Source organism: Caballeronia terrestris, from assembly GCF_001544515.1.
Classification (GTDB): Bacteria; Pseudomonadota; Gammaproteobacteria; order Burkholderiales; family Burkholderiaceae; genus Caballeronia; species Caballeronia terrestris.
Genome location: NZ_FCOL02000045.1, coordinates 1 through 18,657, shown reverse-complemented (window position 1 = coordinate 18,657; position 18,657 = coordinate 1). Strand labels below are relative to the sequence as shown.

Below are 18,657 nucleotides of genomic sequence, written 5' to 3'. Positions count from 1 at the left end.
ACTGTGGATAAGATTGGTCAGTGAAACAGGGCGCGCCATTCCGCGGTCGCTTTGATGAGTATGTTGATGATTATGGGCAGGATCGCGTACATAAACACGAGGAACGCAAGCACGAACAGAGCGACAGGCACGCCGACAATCCATTTGAACCAAACCTCATCCTTCGATTTTCCGCCGTGCTTCTCTCTGTAGACCAACTCGGCCTCGCGTTCGGCTTCCCGCGCTTTGTTCCAGCGCTTGTTGTCCTCGATCATGCGCTGCACGGTCTCGTGAATCTCGTCCACGGTATCGCCTGATCGCTGCATGCGCTCTTCATCGGTCGGCATGGTCGCCCTCCTCGCCGAAGTGGTCGGTTATGGATTCGGAAACGAGTGAAAGAGCGCTTGCCAGTCTCGGGTCGCTCGGATCAGCACACGAATGATGGTCGGGCCAGCCAGATAAAGGATGAACGAACACTCGACGGCAAGCATTGTCCAGAGAATTCGCCAGCTCCGACGATTCTTGCGCTGATACTCTGCTTCCGTACGCTCGCGTTCTGCCTGCCTCTCGCGTTCCCGCTGCTCCCACTTCGCTTCTCGCTCTGCTTCTTGCGCTCTTAATTCAGCCTTGAACTCTTCAGTCGTGGCGCCCATGTCCGAACTCCCGATGCCCCGTTAGCGGTGAAAGATATGCATCGCGATATCCGCAGTTGTCGCGATACTGATGATGATCGCGGCCATGCTCATCCAGCGGTCTTCACGGTCTCGCTTCTGCCGTTCGGCTTCGAGCTTCAGACGTTCGGCTTTAAATCTGTGGCGCTCTGCCCGCATCACTTCCCCAGTTGTTGCGATGTGTTCGGCGGCGTTCATCGTGTGATCAATGTGCGAAGAGCGGCCCCGCCAGTACCACGACCTTAGCCGGGTCGAAGCATCTCGCGGCTCACTCCCGGGTTCCGCCGCTAGGTAAATGGTATCGCAACTGCTGTTTGTGGCGACAGCGGTTTTGCCGAGCAACTGCCGCCAGTAGAATGGTTCAGTGCCCAAGCTAGGGGAGTCATAGTTATGAAGATTCGGCGCCCGACCGATGAAGAAGAGGCCGCTATCCAGCGCGGTATTGCCGCCGACCCGGACAACCCGGAGCGGACCGCCGAAGGCTTCGCGCAACTACGACCTTTTCCCGAAGTGATGAAGGAGAGAGCAATGACTACCGGCTACAAGCAAGACTTCGCGGCGTGGGCGACACATCAGGCCAAACTGCTGCGCGAAAAGCGCTTTCACGAACTGGACCTGGAGAATCTTATCGAAGAGGTGGGCGATATCCCGCACCATATGAGCCGCGAGCTGGAATGGCATATGGAGTCACTTCTGCCGACAATGCTCAGATGGCATTGCTTCGAGGGGTTGCGCAACCAGCAGTGGCAGGAAAAGATTGGCGAGCACCGAACGTGGATCGTGAGCGTGATTGAGGATAGCTCCAGTTTGATCGCGGAAATCCCCGAGCTGATTGAACACTCGTGGCTGAGCGCAACGCTCGATGTCCACAAGTCACTAGGTCTCAACTTCGACCTGATGCCCAAGACCTGTCCGTGGACCGTGGAGCAGATACTGTCGATCGAAGGCTACTATCTACCGGACGAAAAAGGATGGAGGGAACTGCCGTGAACGACGAAGAGATGAACATCGCGCAAGGGCGCATCGAAGTGAAGCTCGTGGGCGACCGGCAACCGCCGCTGACTGGACTCTGCTCCGTTCCGGCCGAAGATGGTTACGTCATCGCGGTGGAGCGCGTGGACGGCGTCATGCCGAACGAGCTGGAAGCGATGCCCTTACCGATCGCGATCGGGATGCGTCGGCAGAAGATGCGCCGGCATCCCAAATAACTCTCATGAATTGGCAATGCGCAACTGACACTTGAAATTCATGCAGGAAGTCGAACGACAGCGAAGCGACGAACTGCAGCCGCACAGTGGAAGCATCGCGAGCGTCGGCTATGGCCGACGACGAGCCCATAAATGAAGGCGCAGCATGGCCGTTTCACTCTGGTACCTGCCATTAGAGCCGCGACTACCCGTCCTTCGGCAGTGGGTCGAGCAGCGCCTGTTGTGTCGGATGGCGCAGCAGGTGGAGTCGGCCCCTCTTGGTCGCCCGGGCGGTGTTGTCAGGGAATCCCGGGCTATCAGGCTTTATCCGAGAAAAACATTATTGCGGTGGTAGCCCATGAATTCGTCTTGCTCTGGTCGAAGAGCTTTCGCAATCGTGTTGTCCAAATGCCATGATGCAAGAAGACCGGATGCCAGCTGCTTCGCCACCAGCAACGTCCCAGTGCTCGAAAAAGAGACAAAGCCGCGGTCAAAAAGGTGATCGACGTGCGGTGACAACAATAATCCGTTGTTGCCATCGAGCTTTTCCTCGTCCGTCGACTTACACCACGGCTTGATATGGCTGGCGCGGAGATGTTGACGTTCTACTACGTCAGTGAGCCGACAGCCTTTTTCCAATAATTCCACACGGGAACGAAAAAGTCCCTGCCCACGACGCGCTTTGATAAGTTGAATCTTCTCTGTTTCAGGGATGTCCATGCGCCTCTTGACCTCCGCTTCTGCCTCGTCGTTGAGAGTCTCAAGGGGAGCGTTCTTCGCATTCTGTTTCAATGAAGCGTATTCGGCGCCAATGAGGACACCCAGCGCTTGGGCCATCGCCTCGGGCAATTCTGTCAGGTACACGCCCTGATTGCCGTTTCCATTAGCCTGCAACGGAGAATAGCGCTGGGGCAACAACGCGCCCAAGATCCCCATGTGGTCTGCGGGCCGGATAGTCTTCTCTAACTCTCGATATTCAACCTCAACAAACCAACCTTCATCCGACCATTGCTTGCCGGCATTTCCAAATTCCGTCGGCTTGGGCGCGGATACGGCGGGCGACGTCACAACTCCGAGTGCTTTTATCCGGGTGTCGCTGAACGACAAAACCAAATCACCGACCTTCACTTGCGTCATCGTGTCGTAAAAATAGTTTTGGCTGCCGTCCTTCTTTTTCTTCGGCGACCATAGGTAACCGCCGCTCACCTCGTGCTTATAGGTCTGGTTTTGATTGACCCACCAATATTTCACGTCCCGCCCCCTTCCTTTTCTCAGTGTGATTCGGCGCGCTTCGAACGCTTGCCGTTCCGAGGGAAGTATAAGTGCGTCGCTGCATGACTTGGCGCGCGGGCGCGCACAATGCAAACGCAGCGGCCACGATAAGCGCATCAGCTCATGAGCTGGCGACGCCGATACGCCGGATCATAGTAAATCTCCTTTACTTCACGTTCGGCCATGTAGATAACCACGTCGACCGTCGTGATGACGGTTTTCAGAATCACGTCGTAGTCCACCGTGCGGCCGACTTCGGAGGCTTTAACAAGCGTCGCGATCCGCGCAAAGGTCGTCGCCGCGTTGTCCGCGTGCGTCGAAAAAATCCCGCCCGGATGCCCCGTGTTCGCTCCCGTCAGATAGTCCCACGCAGCATCGTCGCGCAGCTCAGTGAGAAAAATACGGTCGGGCGACAGCCGCATGGCGGCCGTCAGGCATTCTTTCGCCGATATTCGGCCCTCTTGCTTCCCGTACATCATGTAGCCGACTTCGTGCTGATTATCGGCTTCGACCTCATGTACGTCTTCCAACAACAGTACGCGCTCAGTTGGCGGAACTTCAGCCAGCAGCGTGCGCGTGAGCGTCGATTTGCCCGACCCCGTCTTGCCGGACACGCAGATGTTTTTCTTGCTGCGCACCACTTCTCGCATGAACTCGACCACATCGCCGCGATCGAGCAGACCGAGCAACCTTTCTTCGACTGGATCGAGCTTGAGCATGTCCTCGATCGTGCGGCGCTTCGCGTTGTCGAAGCGCCCTTCGTCGCGCAACTGCTCCAGTCCCTTGCTTACCTGCAGATGCTTTCGAAAACAGATGAGCACGGTGCCTTCGAGCACAGCCGGAGGCCGCACAATCACGCCGCGCGTGCCGTTTGGCAGCTTCACGTCTATGATCGGCGATGGTCCCAGGCCGTTATACGACAGAAGCGTGTTCGTCAGATTGTTGACGTAGGCGGGCGTGATCGCCGGTTCGTCGTGCCGCTCGCGCCCATCAGTTCGGGCGGTGACGACCTGCCCGAACTTGTTGACGCGAACCTCGAACACGTCTGGATCTTCAAGGTAGCGGAGCAACGGAGCCAACGTCATATTGACCGCATGGTCCGAGGCAATGAACGACTGGACTTTATGGAGTGGCATCGGCATTCAACTCATAGACGTTGCTGAAATCGAGGTCTTGCCGCACAAAAATCGCTACGTGATCGCCCTGCTGGTCGTACAGCGTCGGCGGAATGTTGATCGTCGCGGCAAGGGCTTCACGAGCAAGTGAATCAGACGTTTGCGACGTGTTATCGAAATTGATGTTCGTTCCGCCGTTGCTCGCTTTGTTCGCCGCGTACTGGACGCCCGCGTCGCCAAAGTCCGAAATGATCGAAATGAGAATGGCGGGGCCAAACCGTTCCCAAAAGTGTGAATCGACCTGTCCGGGAATCCCAGCGCTGCCAAGCGAGTTCGTGCCGGGGCTGTTGAGGCTGATCGTCGCGCCGTCCGAATTGACGAGCCGAGTCCACAACGCGAACACGCGGGCCTGACCGCCCTTGATGCCGCCGCTCGCTTCGCCGACGACCGTTGCGCCCTTGTCGATCAGCCGGACCTTGTGATTGAACGAATACACGTCCTGGCTTACGTGGCACTTGATCTGTCCCGGCACGGTGGTATCCAGCTCGGTTGCCGTGCCACACTGAATCATCGTGCCAGCGGGCACCGTCAGGCTCGGCTGCTTGAAGGTGCTTGCCATGACGCGGCCGATGCCGACACCGTGCATCCTTGAGGCAAGTGCCACGCTGTCAGCACTGGCGGGTGCGGATTCTGAGCCCGCGCCTTGCGCCGCGACTCGTTGTACCGTACTGCCCGCACCCTGCGGCGTCTCTTGCACGGTCGAGCTGTCAGCATCGAGCCGGCGCTGATAGGCCTTTTCTTCTGGCGTCAGTTCGCGCTTTCCTCCGGCCTGCGCGCGTGTCGGTTGCGGCTGTTGCGGTGCCGCCGCCGCGGCCGCCACCGCCGCCACACTCGCCGGCGTCGGGGGCGATGCAGCACCGTTCGGGTCGGTCGAGAAGTCATACTTAGGCAGCATGTTTGGAACCTGCTGTTTAGCCTGGACTTCAGGGCCGCCGGGTGGGTGCAGCTTCCGGTACATGATCCAGCCGATCAGGCCGATGCCGAGGATGACCATCAGCGCAACGAACGCGCGCATGCCCTGGATTCGGTGACGGGACGCGACGACGCTCGCAAATGAGTCGCGCCCGCCGTCGATCGGTGGGTTTTCGTCGACCAGGTCATCGATGTTCTGTTCGCGCCGGCTCATTGCTCGTTCTCGCTTTTCATGACCCGCCTGAAGCCCGGGACAACCGTACCGCTCGGCGTCGCACCACGCGACGGGTCGAACGCGCCATTGACAATGCCGATCACCTTCTTCTGGCCGTAGCGCACGCGCCACGCCGTGGCGGTCGTTTCGGCGACGATGATGTTGTGGTCTGCGCCTTCCACGTGCGTGTTCACCGTGCTTTCCTTGCCATCGGAACTGATGACAAAAATCTCAGGCAGCTCGGCGTTGGCTGCGAATTTGAAGTATGTGAAGCGGAAGTCATCCCACACGTTGACCGGCGCGATGGACGCCGACGCTGGATCGGCCGACATTTGATAGTCGACGTTAAAGGTTGCATTCGGGTCGGTCCGAGCCATCGCCTGCTTCAACTGCGCTTTGGAGATCGCAGCCCTGGCCTTCGCGGACTCCTCGCTCGGGTACTGATAATTCAGCTCGATCGTCGCCTGTTTCATCGACCACGGGTTATTGATGAACGCCCGCACCGGCTGACCGTCCGCGCCCTGCTTCGTGTAATGGCCGATGAAGTGAAGCAGGATGTTGTACGTGTGTTTGTCAGTCACGATCGTGAGGTTGGTATCGCTCAGATCGGCTGTCGGGCGGACGAAGAAATTGTTGCCGCTATGCGTGAACTGCCATGCCTTGGTGTCGCCAAAGGCGTGCGTGACGTACTTTTCATCCTTGCTGACCGTGATATGAATCTGGATGCCGAGCACAGCATTCAGTTCGACCGTATCGAGCGGGTTGTAGATTACTGACTTGATGCGATAGTCGTAGGGTGAGTTCTTCTTTGGCGACACGGCCGTGGCCGGCGACGACGCGAACACCACAGCAGCCGCCAGTGCTGCAAGTCCAATGGGTGCGAGAAGTTGGATGGGTCGGATGGGTCCGATAGGTCCAAAGGCTCGGAAGGGTCTCATGCGCTTCATGGTCAGCCCCCTACCCTGCCCACGTTCGCCGGACTTTCCGGGTTGGGCCTAAAACTGGTGACCTGGAAGCCAGCCGGGTTGATAAACCGCTCGGCAGCGTTCATTGGGCGGCGCACGTAGTCATAGGCGAGCGTGGCAATCCAATACTGCGGTGGATCGGCATTCGGCCGGTCGCGATAGCGCTTCGTGGTCGTGTAGCGAACCGTTGCGACGCGGTGCTTGGTATCGACAATGACCGAATTGATATGCACCGAGGTACTTTCCGAGTCGCCAAGCACCTTGTCCTTCGGCTTTGCGCCGCGATACTGCTGTAAGTAGTCGTCGGCCACCTGCCCCGCCGCAGTCAGGCGCAGAAAATCATAATCCGTCTGTCCCGCATTGAAGTCGTAGGCTTCGCGGTGGATGACGAACTGCGACACCCAATACTGGTCCGTCGCTTCGTCCATGCCCATGCTCTGCGTGACGATCGACACTTGCGATAGTTCGCCGGTGGACTTGTTGAGCGTGAGCAGGTATTGCGGCAAGGGTTGTGCGTAACGCAACATCGTGCCGCCCGCGACGCCCCACGCGAGTAGCGCAAATGCCGCAAAGCCCGCGGCGACTTGCCACGCACGCTTGCGCGACAGCAAGACCTCATCGAGCAAATCGATTTCGGCGCTGCCGCGCTCCTTTCGGTAGACGTCCATTTCAGCCCGCGTGACGGCTTTGCGCTCGGCCCGCGCGATGTTCTGCGGATCGCTTTTCACTTCGCATCCCCAGCCTTCCATTGCTGGACGGGCGTTTTCAATGGAAGGACCGCTTTGCCGACAAGCTCGCTTGGCAGGGTCTTGTTCACCGGACTCATGCGGCTCATGTCCGGCTCCGGCGGAGGCTTGGGCGTGCTCGTGCATCCGCCAAGCGCGAGCACCGTGCAACAAGCCATTGCAAAAGGGAATCTCATGCTCGCGACCCTCTCAGGTTTGATCACGCAAAACCATGGTACGTCCTTGAAACCGCGCTTTCAATGACTAATGTTCGACGACGTTAGTCACGTGGAGCGGCGCGAGCCTCGTGCAAGACCGTTTGTAGGTGCCTGCGCGGCCTGCCCGGAAGATGCTGAGTTGGCTGCTGACCCGGCTGACCCTGCTGACCCGGCCGATCTCGCCGACCCCGCTGAGCCCGCGGACCCCGCTGCATTGGCGGCACCGCGCGAACCAGCGCCGCCGGATTGACCGGCGTTGCCCCCGCCGCTGCCTTTGTCGGCGCCACCACTGTTGCTGCTTCCACCGCCCCGGTTTTGCCGCATGTGCCGGAAGATATCGGCTGACACGCCCTGCCCCCAGGACGAAGCCATATGCGGGATTTCCTTCAGCACGAACCAGGTAATGACGAGCACCAATACGCAGGTGACGATGGAGACCATGACCGGCGAGGTTGGGTTGTCCACAGCTGCTGCCCCAACTGCGGCCTTGAAGAAGTACAACAACAAGCCGAATACGGCGGAAAACAGCACGGTTACTAAGCCGTAGTTGATGACCGACCCCATCCACCGGGTGAAGAGTGACTTCGTGCTTTCGAACACCAACAAGAAGATGAAGATCGGGCCAAAGCAAACGGTTATGCCGAGCATGACCTTTGACATCAGGATCAAGCCTGCGCCGATGCCGCACATGATCGCCGTAACGAAGAGAACTGTGATCCCGAGGACAAGGCTCGCGAGATGCGGGCCGCTTAATACGCCCGCGTGCTCGAACGCCTTTTTTGCTACGGTCAGCCCGTTGTCCATCGCCTGATCGATCGAGTTGGAGATCGTCGATTGCGCATTTGCGCCGGACTGCCCGTTGACGATAAACACTGAAGCCAACTCGTCGGGAATGTGCATCGCCGTGTTGGCGAGTGTCGTCTGATACCACCCGCCTGCGCTCGCTATGCTGACGATGATGGCGTATCTCACGAACCGATTGACGAGCGAGCTGAGCGGCTCGCCATTCGGTCGGCCCATGAGAAATAACCCCTCGATCATTAGCGCCATCGTCAGACCCAGCGCGACCATCGGCGCGACAAAGCTCACGACATTCGACAGATTCGTTGCCACGAACTCAGATACGACGGTGTCCATGTACGTGAAAATCTGCGACGTTGCGTTGTAGGTCGCCATAAGGAATAGACCTATTTTCCAAACGCAAAAACCTGCGCTTCTGCGTCCAAGGCGTTTTGACAGTCCGGTGTTACCTTCTGTGCCGCGTCGTTATTGCACTCAGACACACGAGCTAGGCGCTCCTTATCATGTTGTAGGTACCAATCCTTAGTTTGCGCTGGATGGTCAGCATCCTTCCCACAAGCGGAAAGGATCGAGAGCGATAAGAGCATTAAGGCTGCTTTTTGCATGGGTGACAGGTCCAGTAGTGAGCTTAGGGAGTGATTGTCGGAGCTGTGTTGTCGTCCGTGGCTGTGCCGATGCCATAGCGGCGCACCGCTTGGATTTGCTGCTGTTGCAGAATCTTGTCCTGTGATTGCTGAAGCGACGCCATGAGGTTGAGCTTGGTCTGTTCGGCTTCGATGGCGCCGCGCGCCGTCGAAATACGCGCCTGTAGGTCCGCAATCTCTTTGGGCGTGCTGGTCGCGTCGATTTGGCTCGTCAGCGACTGAATGGTGTTGAGCTCGGCCATTTCATTGTTGTAGGCTTGCTCGCCCATCGCCCGATCGGTCGCGCCCTTCGCTTCGATCTGGCTGTTGGCATAGTCGAGCGCCTCGCCGCGACCCATCCCGTCGATCTTCGACTTGATGGCGTTGACGATTTGCGTGGTGCGCGTGTTGTAGCCGGAGCTGCCGCCGTTGAGCACGTCGCCGTACACTTGCGACCAGTTCGATGGCAGATTGGTGCGCAGCATCGAGGCGTCGCGGGGAATCAGGCCGCCAATGCCGGTGCTGCCCGTGAGTGATCGATATTGAGCTTCTTGCGTCTGAAGTTGGTTTTTCAAGGTCGTGAGCTGTTGGCTCAGCGTCGTCACCTGCTGAACCCATTGGACTTGACCGAGAGGATCGGTGACCACCACCTGGGCACGACTCCCAAGGGGCGAAAGCGGCACGAGCACCACAGCAAGCGCGACAGAAACGGCAACGCGTGATTTCTGCATGGTGTGGCTCCTGTCTCCTGGTTATGCCTTGCGGCGAACAGCATCGAAGTACGCGGGCATCCACTTATCGGGGTCGTCCGTCCCAAGACGCCGCATCACGCTGTCCAACCGCTCGGCGTTGTCGGGCGTGCCGGAAAGGATGGCGATCTCGTCGTCCATGCCCGTCAGGTCCATCACTGCAAGAGCCGATTGATTACCCTGTTTGACGACGAACTGGCGGCTGTCTTCCGGAATCGACAGCATCGCGTCCAACTCGGCCTGGGTGAGCTTGAGATAGTCGAGGTAATCGGCGGGCGTGGCTTCCGGGTTGTAGAGCATGACTTTGGTCACGCACGCCTGCACAATCGTTTTGCCGATCGTGCTATCAAGCGCATCATTGGCTTCCTGCGTCGCGAAAACGTAGATGCAGTCCTTCTTCCGGTCGGTTTTCAGGCCGCGCTTCACTTCGAGGGTTATGGTCGGGTCGTCCAGGTATTGGGCGAACTCGTCAAACGTTTGGATGACGCGCCGCTTGCCGTCGATGGACGAACGCACGCGATACAGCAGATACATGAGTAGCGGCGTACGCGCGATCGGCGCCTTTTGACCTGGACCGACGATAAAGTCCGTCAGATCGAATCCGAACACGTCGCGCTGACTCAGATCGAGTTCATCGGAATCATTGTCGAACAGCCAGCCGTGCTCGCCACCCCGGCACCACGGCTCCAGCAGCGATGCGAGCGATGGACGCTCGCCGGCGCCCACCTGATACGGACGCGGAACGTTCTGCACGATCGCCGTGAAGGTCCGCGTCTCAATCTGCTTGAAGAGCGACTCCTCACCCATGACCGCCTCGACGGCATCGTTGGTCTGCTTGACTTCGTCATGAGTGAGCGGGCCTTCGAGTGACGTCTCGGCACAGATCCGCACCAGGCGCTTCACCATTCGGATGTTCGCTGTCGTCGGCGCGAGCTGCGCGGGTTGCCAGCCAGTCGGCTCGCCGTCGCGCAACACCGTGTACAAGCCACCGAGCGCAGCGACAAGCGGATACATGCCAAGCCCCACGTCATAGATGAACTGGCGAGGCCTGAACTTGGTAGAAAAGGAGATCAAGGCGTTGAGCAGCGTCGTCTTGCCGGAGCCCGTCTTGCCGAGCAAGATCGCGTGCCCAGGCGGGCGGTGGCCGAGCGAGTTGTCATTGATCGGCGACGAATGCCAGTTGAAAAACAACGGCGTGCCCGTGACGGTCTTGAGCAGCGCGACAGCGGGCCCCCACGGGTTGCCATCGGGCTTGCCGACCATAAAATTATGGAACGGCGCGAACGACAGATAGTTCATGCTGTTGATCGGCACCGGACGGGGTGCCAGCGCATGGTTTCCCGGCAGACGCGACCACCATGCCGCGTCTGAGGCGAGGCCGACCGATCCAGCCACCACCGAGCACGCGTTCAGCATCACGCGCGCCGCTCGCGCACGACGCTGTGCTTGCTTTGGCGTATCCGCCGTGACGTGCAGGCAACCGTAGTACAGGCCCATCGTGACGCGACGCGAAACCACGTCATCCGCTGCATCGGCCATCTGCGCAATTTGCGAACGGCTTTTGTCCTGCGTTTCGAGCATCGCCTTTTCCTGATTGGACAGGAACACGCCGGCGGCCATGCTCGACATGCAGCAATACTGCTGCGACAGCACGAACTCGAACTCCGCTTCCATCAGAATGTTGAGCTGGCCGGGTTCGGTTGTTTCCGGGAAGTCCACCACCTCGACGCCGGCGATGTACTTGTCCGCATCGATGCGGCGACTCTGCATCACATCGCCAAAAAGCGAGCTGACGGTGCGGTTGTACAACATGCTTTCGCGCGCTCGATCGCGCGTGACCGGCACGGGTTGCCACTCGTCGTTGGCCAGGAAGCTCACGAACTCGAGCGCGCTCGAAAAAGCGAACTGGCGACCGGGCGGCACGGCGCGCCGTGCACGCGCAGGACCCGCGCTATCCGCAGTATCGGTGTCGGCAGCGGTGTCGGCAGCGGCGTTAGCGTCCGCCAGAATGTCGTCGAGGTCCGGCTCGTCGTCAGATTCCTCGGTTTCAGTTGCAGCGATACGGTTGCCACGCTCATCGCGGTAGTACACACCAAGTGTTTCGATGCCGTAGGCGCGCATCGAGCCGGTAACTTGCGATGCGATATCTTCGAGGCTCGCAATGGCTTCGGCCTGGAGGTCCAGGAGATCCTCTCGCGACGGGCGCTCGAAGCGCGCGAGGAATTTCTGCGTAAAGTCGCCGACCGGGTTGTACACAACACTCAGATACCAGTCGTTGGTCATCAAAGGCACATCTTCAAAGCGCTTGCGATACTTGCGGTCGAGCTCGCGAGCGAATGTCGATGCGAATTCGCTTACCGGGTAGCGGTCGGTCTGATGATGGTGCAAGTGCACCCAAAATTTGACGTGCTCGTTGCCCACCGTCTTGAACAGTTGATTCAAATCGCGACGCCAGTTGATGTGTTCCCAGTCCGAGGCGCTCTCGTGCGAGCGGCCGCGAACGCGGAAGGTTATCAAGTATTCGTTAGTGACCGTGCTCACGATGTGGTCAGTGACGTGGTAGGAGTACGGCAAGAACTTCACCGCCGATGGCTCTTTCCGGTAGCCCGTGTCGGCCGTCGCGTGGCGAACGGAAATAGCCATTATTTCTTCACCTGGTAGTTCACCGTGGAATGGCTTGAACCGCCCCACCGCTTGGTGAATGGCGAGTCGATGCGATTCACCACTTTTGTTCTGAACGCGAGGCCAATAATTCGGAACATGCGATCGTCGTGCTTGGTGATGCAGAAGCAGACAAACCACAGCAAGACGAACAGCAGGAACGTCCAGAAGTGAATCAGCATGAACAGCGCGCCGCACACCATGAAGATGAGCAGAAACGGGGTACGCGGTATGCCCGCATACGTAGGCAAGCGCGTCGCGCCTTTGAAGAGAGGAAATTCTCCTGCTTTCATGGTCGCACCTCTCAGAGAATCGACCTGGGAGCCCGCCTGAGACCAGCCTTGTTATCGCTTTCCAATCGGTGGCCCAACGATTGCCCAACCGGTGGCCAGTCGGTGTGCCGGCGGCCGGCTAGGCGATACCGAACAGGCCGACGAGGTACGAGGCCGAACCGACAACAATGAGGCCCACCACGCAGCGCACTGCGAAATCCGCGCGAACCAAGTGTGCAATCCAACCGAGAGCGCAGGCGATGATGAGGAGCGCCGCACCGATCGGAATCCACTCCATCATCCAGGCCTGCAATGAGGCCATGGACGATGAGCCGGTATCAATGCCAGCCGCAAATGCGTTCGACGAGGCGAGGAAGGTAAGGACGAAGGCCCCTGTCACCAGCAGGGCTCGATTGAGGGTCGCGGCGAGGCTAGCGACCGGACGGGCAATGGTGCGAACTGTTGCGACGTTCATCAAGGCTCTCCGGGTTTGGGATTCCAATCCGACAGCAACAACGAACAGCTTTCAACTCCGCATTTCTCGCGAAGCCATTCAATCAACAATCTCAGGTCGGCCCAGTAGCGCACCTCTTCGGTTGCCTGTACGCGGATCGAACACACGACAACGTTTGCGCGGTCGTCGCCGATTTCAAAGAGCGGAAACCACTGCTTGATCGCGACTCGTTGAATCGAAACCGCCTGTACGCGACCGCGTTTAGCTTCGTCCTCCAGCTGTCGCTGAGGGATCAAGAAAATCTGCATTCGTCATGGCTCCGGCTTCTCCGAGCCGAATGCACCGGGGTCGCCGTGAGCGAACGCGCCTTGACTTTCGTCGTCCCTGTCAGCGGTCGCGGCGACGGCTTTGATCAGCCGCTTGCCGCCTGATTTGTCGCTGCTGATCGCAGCGGCAGACATGGGTTGCGCTCCACTCACCGCCCTCGCGTCACTCGACAAGGCAGGGATTTGTAGAACTCGCGCCTGCGCGACAACGGCCTTCACATAGCCGTTCGACAACCCACGCGTTTGCGAACCCGTGTTGTAGCAGGAAAGGGCGTGCAACAGGGCTTTTTGCCCTTCCCCATGATCTTTTACCGCCCGGACGTAGCAGGCCGTCAGCACGGTTGTCGCCGCCCGCAGATTCGTGCAGGGGTCAAGCAACTGTCGGCCAGTCAATCCGAGTGCTGCAATGTTGGCTGAGTTCACTTGGCCCAAGCCGACGTCGAAGTTCATGCCCTTCGCCTGCAGCCAATCGATGGTGGCTGCTGCCTCGTCAGCATCAACAGGCTGCCGAGGCAGGCGATAATTGCCGTTGACGTTGATGGCGAATTGCCGGTTGGTCGATTCATGGGCCACGATCGAGCCCATCGTCACTGGATGAACGTTCGGATAGCACGCGTTCGCGAGCGCCGCAATCTCTGCCGGCATGACTGCCGCGGCGATCGCTGGCGCACCCGTCAGGGACGCCGCAAGCAGGATCGAGCAAACGAGCAAGCTTCGCATCGTTAATCCTTGAAATTGCATCTATAACGATTAATGCTTATGATAGACAAAAAACGAGCGGTGTCAACGCAGGGCGCGAAAAAGCCCGGGCAGCAGAAAAAAACAGTGCGGGCGGTGAATCAGGTTCAATTCGTCCCGCAGGCGGAAAAGCCCCCTAAGGGAGAACCGCGCTATCGTGATCCGGCTAATCCGTTCAACACCTGGAGCGGTCGCGGCAAGCGGCCGGACTGGTTAAGAGCCTATTTGGAACAAGGTGCGCAGCTCTCGGACTTCGTAATCTGAAAGGAGGTTGAGCAATGGGTAAAGTCGTTCCCCTTTCAGCCGGACGAAAACGCGGTCCTCAAGCTTCGGGGTCGGCGGCTCAGGAGGCGGCCGCACGACAGGGCACGCCCGTCTCTCGGCGCGTGGCGCGCGCAATGAAGAACGTCGCGCTGGTTTCGGTGCGCGCGTTGTGGAATGGATTGGTGGACCTACTGCTGTCCCTGCTGCTCGTTCTCGCACGGCCCGCGAGATTGGTATTCAAGCTCGGCATCATCGGACTTCTTCTCGTCTTGGTGATGGAAGGGATGAACCACTGGCGCGACCGGCATCTCTCGATGATTGCAGGTGGCACAATCATCATATTGATACTGGCGCTGGGATTTTACGAGAGCTTGATAAATTGTCTTACGATTCGACGGAATAAATACTGGTAGGGACGATATGACCCGTTATTTAACTGTAAATATTGCGGCGTTGGTTGCCCTATGTGCGCCTTTTGCAGCACTTGCAAAAGATCCATGCCAGTCGTTGATTTGCATGGCAGGCAAGGTTCAAGGCGGCATTCATGGCAACGGCAACAGTCAGGACGGCTGCTCGCAAGGCATCGGCGACTTCTTATCGATCATTGAAACGCACAACGGCCATATGGATCTGACCGCGACACCGAAGGCGCGCCGGGACTATCTGAATTCCTGCCCTGGCGCGGCCGCCGACGCGTCAGCAGTCGACTCAGTTATTTCGAAGTTTGGAAATTCGACTTTGTGAGCGTCTAGCCGTCTAGCTCTAGCGGCCGCCTCCGAATAAGTAGGCTTCCCACTTGATCGCGCCGATTGGCGGAGTTGAGTGTTTGAATAAGTCGATCTCGCACTACTCGTAGCAGGCGGCGAGCTTTGTGTAGAGAAGGGTCGATGGCACGGGACGGCCCCACCTTGCCACCCTCGCTCAACATCAACCGACCGCAAGCGCAAACTGATGCGCGGGCCGCTCGTGCGCTTCGGCCAAGAGAATCGTTGGAGTGCTGAGCGAGGCCCGCGGGCAACCCGTCATGATCCGTTCCATCCATCCGGACGGCCGCGAACGTCGAACCGCGGTGAAATAGGTCAACCTTGAACGGCTTGACGGCGAGCTCTTGTGATCCAGTCCCGCGACGCATGCGCGTCCAGCTGCGGCGAGCCGCGACCTACGCTTTGTTGACGGAGTCTTTGAACGCCTTACCGGCAGTGAACTTCACCGTTTTCGCGGCGGCGATCTGCAGCGTCTCGCCCGTTTGTGGATTGCGTCCGGCGCGGGCCGCACGCTTGCCGGTGCCAAAGGTTCCAAATCCGATCAACTGAACCGTCTCGTCGTTGACGACGGTCTCGGTCACGGTCTGGATCACCGCGTCGACCAGTTCCTGGGCCGCGAGCTTGCCGACGCCCGCTTCGGCGGCGACCGTATCGATCAATTCCTGCTTGTTCATGCGGGTTTCTCCTCTTCCTCTAATAAGCGATCGAGCACGTCGCAAAGGGCAAGATGTTACCTGAGCCAGCGTGCGCAAGCATTGCGCCCTTCTTAGGCCGCCCCGCTCCGGCTTCCTCTCACCGCTTTGACTGCCGTGCTGCTCGGCGTGCGCTGTGCAGCGGTGAGCCCGGTGCCTTCGACGCGGCTTGCGGCGGCTTGACTGCGCCTCCCGCAGCGCATTAAGTTCGTCGCGCCGGCGTGCTGTACGCGGTTTCAAGCGCAGGGATCTTGCCCTGCAGCACGCCGCTCCAGTGCGAGCATGGCCGAGTTGCTGCAGCGTCTCAAGAAAAGGCGGTGGGCGAGGTCGCGGCCATTTGGCCGTGTCGGTGAGCGCCTTTTCCGTTGCAGTCGGGAGGGCTACGAGGCGGTTCTGATCCATCTCTCCGACTTGCGGCGTCGCCGCTGGCGCCGCGGCAGCCCTACCGGGAACGCGCGTGAAGCGGAGCCCCCCGGGTGCGACTGGCAGACCCGGTGATCATCGCGGCGTTCGCGCAGGTAGGCGAAGCGGAATTGAAGACGGTGTGGAAACCGGACCGCGTCGATGAGAAGAACCGCATTAAAGGCAGCCGCGACCACGTGCCACCCACACAACGGAACTAAGCGATCTTATTCGTTCGATCGGTCCACGATCGGTCCCAGATTCGAGCGGATGCGCGCAAGGAGCGCGATCAACTGCTCGCTTTCCTCCGCACTGAATCCAGCGAGCGCCTCTAAAGCGATCTTGTCGCCGACACGCCTTGCCTTGTCCAAAGCCTTGTGCGCCTTCGCGGTCATGCGCACCTGCCGCACGCGCCGGTCATCCTCGTTCTGAAACCGCTCTATCCAGCCGCCCTCTTCCATGCGGTCGAGCAGCCGCCCGGCCGAGATCGGCGCGACCTCCAGCAGGTCCGCGAGTCGCGCCTGATTCACTTCGCCGTAGTGCGACAGGTAAGCAAGCGCGCGGCACTGCGCGCGCGTGAGATCCAGAGACGACTTCGCGAGATCGTCGAACCGCTTGCCGCACAGACGGCCGACGTCGGACACGAGGAAGCCGAAACGTTTGTCGAGTGATGTTTGCATCGCGTGATTATAGAAAGCCCGCGCTGTAAGCGCCGCTATCGGCACTATAATAAGCATGCTTATCATCTACCCGGCGAATCACTTTCACATGTCTTCCGAAGCCGTTACGGCGAAGAGCGCCGCGCCGCTGAACCGGCCCATGCTCACCGTCTCGATCATGCTCGCGACGCTGATCCAGACCCTCGACAGCACCATCGCCAACGTTGCGCTTCCGCACATGCAGGGGACGCTCTCGGCATCGCAGGACGAGATCACGTGGGTGCTGACTTCCTACATCGTCGCGGCCGCGATCGCGACGCCGCTCACCGGCTGGCTCTCCGACCGCCTGAGCGTCAAACGCCTGCTCGCGTTATCGATTGCCGGATTCACGGTGGCGTCGGCGTTTTGCGGGCTTTCAGAGACGCTCGGGCAGATCGTTGGCTCGCGACTTTTGCAAGGCATCTTCGGGGCATCGCTCGTGCCGCTCTCGCAATCGATCCTGCTCGATATCAATCCGCGCGAAAAGCAGGGCCAGGCGATGGCCGTGTGGGGCATGGGCGTGATGGTCGGGCCGATCCTCGGACCGACGCTCGGTGGCTGGCTCACCGACAGCTACAACTGGCGCTGGGTGTTCTTCATCAACGTGCCCATCGGCGCGTTCGCGCTCTTCGGTGTGTTGACGTTCCTGCCCGCGACGGAGCCAAAGCACGGCGTAAAGTTCGACGGGTTCGGCTTCGCCACCTTGAGTCTCGCGATCGGCGCGTTCCAGGCGATGCTCGATCGCGGCGAACAACTCGACTGGTTCGGCTCGCTCGAGATCCGCATCGAGGCGCTGCTTGCCGCGATCAGCTTCGCGCTATTTCTTGCGCATACCGCGACGGCCGGCGCGAAATCGTTCTTCCGCTACGAATTGCTGAAGGATCGCAACTTCGCGACCGGCGTGTGCTTCATTTTCATCATCGGCGCGGTCATGTACGCGACCCGCGCGCTATTGCCGCCGATGCTGCAGAACCTGATGAACTACCCCGTCGCGACCACCGGCCTCGTCACGGCGCCGAGCGGCGCGGGCACGATGATCGCAATGATGTTCGCCGGACGGCTGCTCAAGCGCTTCGACGCGCGGCTGATGCTGCTCGCGGGCTTTCTGATCTCGGCGCTCGCGCTGTGGCAGATGATGCACTACACGATCGTGCTGTCGGCATCTGACATCGTCTGGCTCGGCGTGGTCCAAGGCTTCGGCCTTGGGCTCGTTTTCGTGCCGCTCTCCGCGCTCTCTTTCTCGACGCTCGCGCCCGAACTGCGCGCCGACGGCACCGCGATCTACAGCCTAATGCGTAATATCGGCAGCAGTATCGGCATCTCGATCGTGCAGACGCTGATGACGCGCAACACTCAGGTTGCCCACGCCGATCTCGCGGCCAACGTGAACGTCTTCAATCCTGCAATGCAGCCGATGCTCGCCACCGGCTCGACTTACGACCTGGCGGTGCTCAACCAGTCGATCAACCAGCAGGCCGCGATGATCGCATACCTGAACGACTTCAAGCTCATGTTCATCGCGACGCTGCTGGTCGTGCCGCTCGTCCTGCTGATCCGCCCAGCGCAGAAGGTGCCGGACGAGAATCTCGTTCATGCCGCGATGGACTGAGTTGGGACCCCATGAGAGGCAGGCGCAGAGAACGCATGGCGCCACTTGGCCAGGTTCCAAGGTGTCGAACGACAACGATCGCTGTAAGCCGACACGTGCGAAGCTACTGGCGCTCACGGCGGTTGTCAACGTAGTTTATATGAACGCCCCCGATGCGCCAGGTCTTCTTGTGCTCTGATTTGACAGGATAGGTTGCAGCTTTATATCCGGCCTGTTTGCAGCCTCATACGCTGCGGGCCCCGATGAAATCCGCTGACTCGCTCCTCATTTGTCGCACGAGCTTGAC

The 18,657-nt window shown here is 59.5% G+C and carries 25 protein-coding genes and 1 pseudogene; 7 read left to right on the top strand and 19 right to left on the bottom strand.

Annotated features, from left to right (window positions below; genetic code table 11):
* Nucleotides 1-17: 17 nt before the first annotated feature.
* Genes AWB67_RS26280 through AWB67_RS26270 form a run of 3 tightly spaced genes read right to left on the bottom strand, consistent with a single transcriptional unit; the run spans nucleotide 18 to nucleotide 848 of the window.
* Nucleotides 18-326, bottom strand: a complete 309-nt coding sequence (locus AWB67_RS26280) for a hypothetical protein (RefSeq protein WP_087659144.1) — start codon at nucleotides 324-326, stop codon at nucleotides 18-20.
* A gap of 27 nt (nucleotides 327-353) precedes the next feature.
* Nucleotides 354-632, bottom strand: a complete 279-nt coding sequence (locus AWB67_RS26275) for a hypothetical protein (protein WP_087659143.1) — start codon at nucleotides 630-632, stop codon at nucleotides 354-356.
* Nucleotides 633-653: 21 nt separating this feature from the next.
* Nucleotides 654-848, bottom strand: a complete 195-nt coding sequence (locus tag AWB67_RS26270) for a hypothetical protein (protein WP_087659142.1) — start codon at nucleotides 846-848, stop codon at nucleotides 654-656.
* Nucleotides 849-1,040: 192 nt separating this feature from the next.
* On the opposite strand from AWB67_RS26270, the gene AWB67_RS26265 reads away from it, so the two are divergent.
* Nucleotides 1,041-1,640 (top strand): DUF29 domain-containing protein, encoded by a 600-nt coding sequence (locus AWB67_RS26265; RefSeq protein ID WP_087659141.1) that lies wholly within the window; start codon nucleotides 1,041-1,043, stop codon nucleotides 1,638-1,640.
* Between the two features lie 11 nt (nucleotides 1,641-1,651).
* Nucleotides 1,652-1,858, top strand: a complete 207-nt coding sequence (locus tag AWB67_RS26260; RefSeq protein ID WP_125477678.1) for a hypothetical protein — start codon at nucleotides 1,652-1,654, stop codon at nucleotides 1,856-1,858.
* 303 nt (nucleotides 1,859-2,161) lie between these two features.
* On the opposite strand, the gene AWB67_RS26255 is transcribed toward AWB67_RS26260, so the two are convergent.
* From AWB67_RS26255 to AWB67_RS26190, 14 genes are all read right to left on the bottom strand, one after another.
* The gene (locus tag AWB67_RS26255) at nucleotides 2,162-3,088 is read right to left on the bottom strand and encodes an HNH endonuclease (protein WP_087659139.1); all 927 of its coding nucleotides are present in this window, start codon (nucleotides 3,086-3,088) and stop codon (nucleotides 2,162-2,164) included.
* A gap of 137 nt (nucleotides 3,089-3,225) precedes the next feature.
* A complete protein-coding gene (gene virB11, locus AWB67_RS26250) occupies nucleotides 3,226-4,194 on the bottom strand; it encodes a P-type DNA transfer ATPase VirB11 (protein ID WP_268808104.1) in 969 nt (322 codons plus the stop codon).
* Between the two features lie 37 nt (nucleotides 4,195-4,231).
* Complete coding sequence (gene virB10, locus AWB67_RS26245) at nucleotides 4,232-5,278, bottom strand: type IV secretion system protein VirB10 (protein WP_159964941.1); 1,047 nt, start codon at nucleotides 5,276-5,278, stop codon at nucleotides 4,232-4,234.
* Between the two features lie 128 nt (nucleotides 5,279-5,406).
* Entirely contained in the window at nucleotides 5,407-6,357 is a 951-nt protein-coding gene (locus AWB67_RS26240) for a TrbG/VirB9 family P-type conjugative transfer protein (protein ID WP_200822307.1), read from the bottom strand.
* 2 nt (nucleotides 6,358-6,359) lie between these two features.
* Nucleotides 6,360-7,043 carry a VirB8 family type IV secretion system protein gene (locus tag AWB67_RS26235; protein WP_374729851.1) on the bottom strand — a complete coding sequence of 228 codons (684 nt, stop codon included), beginning with the start codon at nucleotides 7,041-7,043 and terminating at the stop codon, nucleotides 6,360-6,362.
* A 56-nt stretch (nucleotides 7,044-7,099) separates the two neighbouring features.
* Nucleotides 7,100-7,279: a hypothetical protein gene (locus AWB67_RS43420; RefSeq protein ID WP_374729850.1), complete on the bottom strand. Its 180-nt coding sequence runs from the start codon at nucleotides 7,277-7,279 to the stop codon at nucleotides 7,100-7,102.
* 105 nt (nucleotides 7,280-7,384) lie between these two features.
* Complete coding sequence (locus AWB67_RS26225; RefSeq protein ID WP_087659134.1) at nucleotides 7,385-8,494, bottom strand: TrbL/VirB6 family protein; 1,110 nt, start codon at nucleotides 8,492-8,494, stop codon at nucleotides 7,385-7,387.
* Between the two features lie 11 nt (nucleotides 8,495-8,505).
* Entirely contained in the window at nucleotides 8,506-8,706 is a 201-nt protein-coding gene (locus AWB67_RS43415) for an EexN family lipoprotein (RefSeq protein ID WP_235025324.1), read from the bottom strand.
* A gap of 41 nt (nucleotides 8,707-8,747) precedes the next feature.
* On the bottom strand, nucleotides 8,748-9,473 hold the full coding sequence (locus AWB67_RS26215) for a TrbJ/VirB5 family protein (protein WP_087659132.1): 726 nt from the start codon (nucleotides 9,471-9,473) through the stop codon (nucleotides 8,748-8,750).
* Between the two features lie 21 nt (nucleotides 9,474-9,494).
* The gene (locus tag AWB67_RS26210) at nucleotides 9,495-12,182 is read right to left on the bottom strand and encodes a VirB4 family type IV secretion/conjugal transfer ATPase (protein ID WP_235025321.1); all 2,688 of its coding nucleotides are present in this window, start codon (nucleotides 12,180-12,182) and stop codon (nucleotides 9,495-9,497) included.
* The gene (locus AWB67_RS26205; RefSeq protein WP_087659130.1) at nucleotides 12,134-12,445 is read right to left on the bottom strand and encodes a VirB3 family type IV secretion system protein; all 312 of its coding nucleotides are present in this window, start codon (nucleotides 12,443-12,445) and stop codon (nucleotides 12,134-12,136) included. The genes AWB67_RS26210 and AWB67_RS26205 overlap by 49 nt, the downstream gene beginning before the upstream one ends.
* Nucleotides 12,446-12,563: 118 nt before the next feature.
* Nucleotides 12,564-12,899 carry a TrbC/VirB2 family protein gene (locus AWB67_RS26200; RefSeq protein ID WP_087659129.1) on the bottom strand — a complete coding sequence of 112 codons (336 nt, stop codon included), beginning with the start codon at nucleotides 12,897-12,899 and terminating at the stop codon, nucleotides 12,564-12,566.
* Nucleotides 12,899-13,186, bottom strand: a complete 288-nt coding sequence (gene korA / locus AWB67_RS26195) for a KorA family transcriptional regulator (RefSeq protein WP_087659128.1) — start codon at nucleotides 13,184-13,186, stop codon at nucleotides 12,899-12,901. Before korA ends, AWB67_RS26200 begins: the two co-directional genes overlap by 1 nt.
* A 3-nt stretch (nucleotides 13,187-13,189) precedes the next feature.
* Entirely contained in the window at nucleotides 13,190-13,924 is a 735-nt protein-coding gene (locus AWB67_RS26190; RefSeq protein ID WP_159964939.1) for a lytic transglycosylase domain-containing protein, read from the bottom strand.
* Nucleotides 13,925-13,963: 39 nt separating this feature from the next.
* Here AWB67_RS26190 and AWB67_RS26185 point away from each other — a divergent pair, with 39 nt between their 5' ends.
* From AWB67_RS26185 to AWB67_RS26175, 3 genes are read left to right on the top strand one after another with little or no spacing between them, the layout of a single operon-like run.
* Nucleotides 13,964-14,206: an H-NS histone family protein gene (locus tag AWB67_RS26185; RefSeq protein WP_235025320.1), complete on the top strand. Its 243-nt coding sequence runs from the start codon at nucleotides 13,964-13,966 to the stop codon at nucleotides 14,204-14,206.
* Nucleotides 14,207-14,220: 14 nt separating this feature from the next.
* Nucleotides 14,221-14,619: a hypothetical protein gene (locus tag AWB67_RS26180; protein WP_125477676.1), complete on the top strand. Its 399-nt coding sequence runs from the start codon at nucleotides 14,221-14,223 to the stop codon at nucleotides 14,617-14,619.
* Nucleotides 14,620-14,626: 7 nt separating this feature from the next.
* Nucleotides 14,627-14,950 (top strand): hypothetical protein, encoded by a 324-nt coding sequence (locus AWB67_RS26175; protein WP_125477675.1) that lies wholly within the window; start codon nucleotides 14,627-14,629, stop codon nucleotides 14,948-14,950.
* A 415-nt stretch (nucleotides 14,951-15,365) separates the two neighbouring features.
* Here AWB67_RS26175 and AWB67_RS26170 read toward each other — a convergent pair whose 3' ends face one another.
* Nucleotides 15,366-15,644 (bottom strand): HU family DNA-binding protein, encoded by a 279-nt coding sequence (locus AWB67_RS26170; protein WP_087659123.1) that lies wholly within the window; start codon nucleotides 15,642-15,644, stop codon nucleotides 15,366-15,368.
* Between the two features lie 479 nt (nucleotides 15,645-16,123).
* On the opposite strand from AWB67_RS26170, the pseudogene AWB67_RS26165 reads away from it, so the two are divergent.
* Nucleotides 16,124-16,285 (top strand): annotated as a pseudogene (locus tag AWB67_RS26165) (aspartate 1-decarboxylase); the annotation flags it as partial.
* Nucleotides 16,286-16,291: 6 nt separating this feature from the next.
* On the opposite strand, the gene AWB67_RS26160 reads toward AWB67_RS26165, so the two are convergent.
* Entirely contained in the window at nucleotides 16,292-16,744 is a 453-nt protein-coding gene (locus tag AWB67_RS26160) for a MarR family winged helix-turn-helix transcriptional regulator (RefSeq protein WP_087659122.1), read from the bottom strand.
* 139 nt (nucleotides 16,745-16,883) lie between these two features.
* Here AWB67_RS26160 and AWB67_RS26155 point away from each other — a divergent pair, with 139 nt between their 5' ends.
* Nucleotides 16,884-18,371, top strand: a complete 1,488-nt coding sequence (locus tag AWB67_RS26155) for a DHA2 family efflux MFS transporter permease subunit (protein WP_374729849.1) — start codon at nucleotides 16,884-16,886, stop codon at nucleotides 18,369-18,371.
* Nucleotides 18,372-18,657: the final 286 nt, after the last annotated feature.

Coding starts and splice junctions, on each gene's coding strand:
- AWB67_RS26280 (WP_087659144.1), bottom strand. CDS start 326: ATGCCGACCGATGAAGAGCGCATGCAGCGATCAGGCGATACCGTGGAC.
- AWB67_RS26275 (WP_087659143.1), bottom strand. CDS start 632: ATGGGCGCCACGACTGAAGAGTTCAAGGCTGAATTAAGAGCGCAAGAA.
- AWB67_RS26270 (WP_087659142.1), bottom strand. CDS start 848: ATGAACGCCGCCGAACACATCGCAACAACTGGGGAAGTGATGCGGGCA.
- AWB67_RS26265 (WP_087659141.1), top strand. CDS start 1,041: ATGAAGATTCGGCGCCCGACCGATGAAGAAGAGGCCGCTATCCAGCGC.
- AWB67_RS26260 (WP_125477678.1), top strand. CDS start 1,652: ATGAACATCGCGCAAGGGCGCATCGAAGTGAAGCTCGTGGGCGACCGG.
- virB11 (WP_268808104.1), bottom strand. CDS start 4,194: ATGACGTTGGCTCCGTTGCTCCGCTACCTTGAAGATCCAGACGTGTTC.
- virB10 (WP_159964941.1), bottom strand. CDS start 5,278: ATGGTCATCCTCGGCATCGGCCTGATCGGCTGGATCATGTACCGGAAG.
- AWB67_RS26240 (WP_200822307.1), bottom strand. CDS start 6,357: ATGAAGCGCATGAGACCCTTCCGAGCCTTTGGACCTATCGGACCCATC.
- AWB67_RS26235 (WP_374729851.1), bottom strand. CDS start 7,043: ATGGACGTCTACCGAAAGGAGCGCGGCAGCGCCGAAATCGATTTGCTC.
- AWB67_RS43420 (WP_374729850.1), bottom strand. CDS start 7,279: ATGGCTTGTTGCACGGTGCTCGCGCTTGGCGGATGCACGAGCACGCCC.
- AWB67_RS26225 (WP_087659134.1), bottom strand. CDS start 8,494: ATGGCGACCTACAACGCAACGTCGCAGATTTTCACGTACATGGACACC.
- AWB67_RS43415 (WP_235025324.1), bottom strand. CDS start 8,706: ATGCTCTTATCGCTCTCGATCCTTTCCGCTTGTGGGAAGGATGCTGAC.
- AWB67_RS26215 (WP_087659132.1), bottom strand. CDS start 9,473: ATGCAGAAATCACGCGTTGCCGTTTCTGTCGCGCTTGCTGTGGTGCTC.
- AWB67_RS26205 (WP_087659130.1), bottom strand. CDS start 12,445: ATGAAAGCAGGAGAATTTCCTCTCTTCAAAGGCGCGACGCGCTTGCCT.
- AWB67_RS26200 (WP_087659129.1), bottom strand. CDS start 12,899: ATGAACGTCGCAACAGTTCGCACCATTGCCCGTCCGGTCGCTAGCCTC.
- korA (WP_087659128.1), bottom strand. CDS start 13,186: ATGCAGATTTTCTTGATCCCTCAGCGACAGCTGGAGGACGAAGCTAAA.
- AWB67_RS26190 (WP_159964939.1), bottom strand. CDS start 13,924: ATGCGAAGCTTGCTCGTTTGCTCGATCCTGCTTGCGGCGTCCCTGACG.
- AWB67_RS26185 (WP_235025320.1), top strand. CDS start 13,964: ATGATAGACAAAAAACGAGCGGTGTCAACGCAGGGCGCGAAAAAGCCC.
- AWB67_RS26180 (WP_125477676.1), top strand. CDS start 14,221: ATGGGTAAAGTCGTTCCCCTTTCAGCCGGACGAAAACGCGGTCCTCAA.
- AWB67_RS26175 (WP_125477675.1), top strand. CDS start 14,627: ATGACCCGTTATTTAACTGTAAATATTGCGGCGTTGGTTGCCCTATGT.
- AWB67_RS26170 (WP_087659123.1), bottom strand. CDS start 15,644: ATGAACAAGCAGGAATTGATCGATACGGTCGCCGCCGAAGCGGGCGTC.
- AWB67_RS26160 (WP_087659122.1), bottom strand. CDS start 16,744: ATGCAAACATCACTCGACAAACGTTTCGGCTTCCTCGTGTCCGACGTC.
- AWB67_RS26155 (WP_374729849.1), top strand. CDS start 16,884: ATGCTCACCGTCTCGATCATGCTCGCGACGCTGATCCAGACCCTCGAC.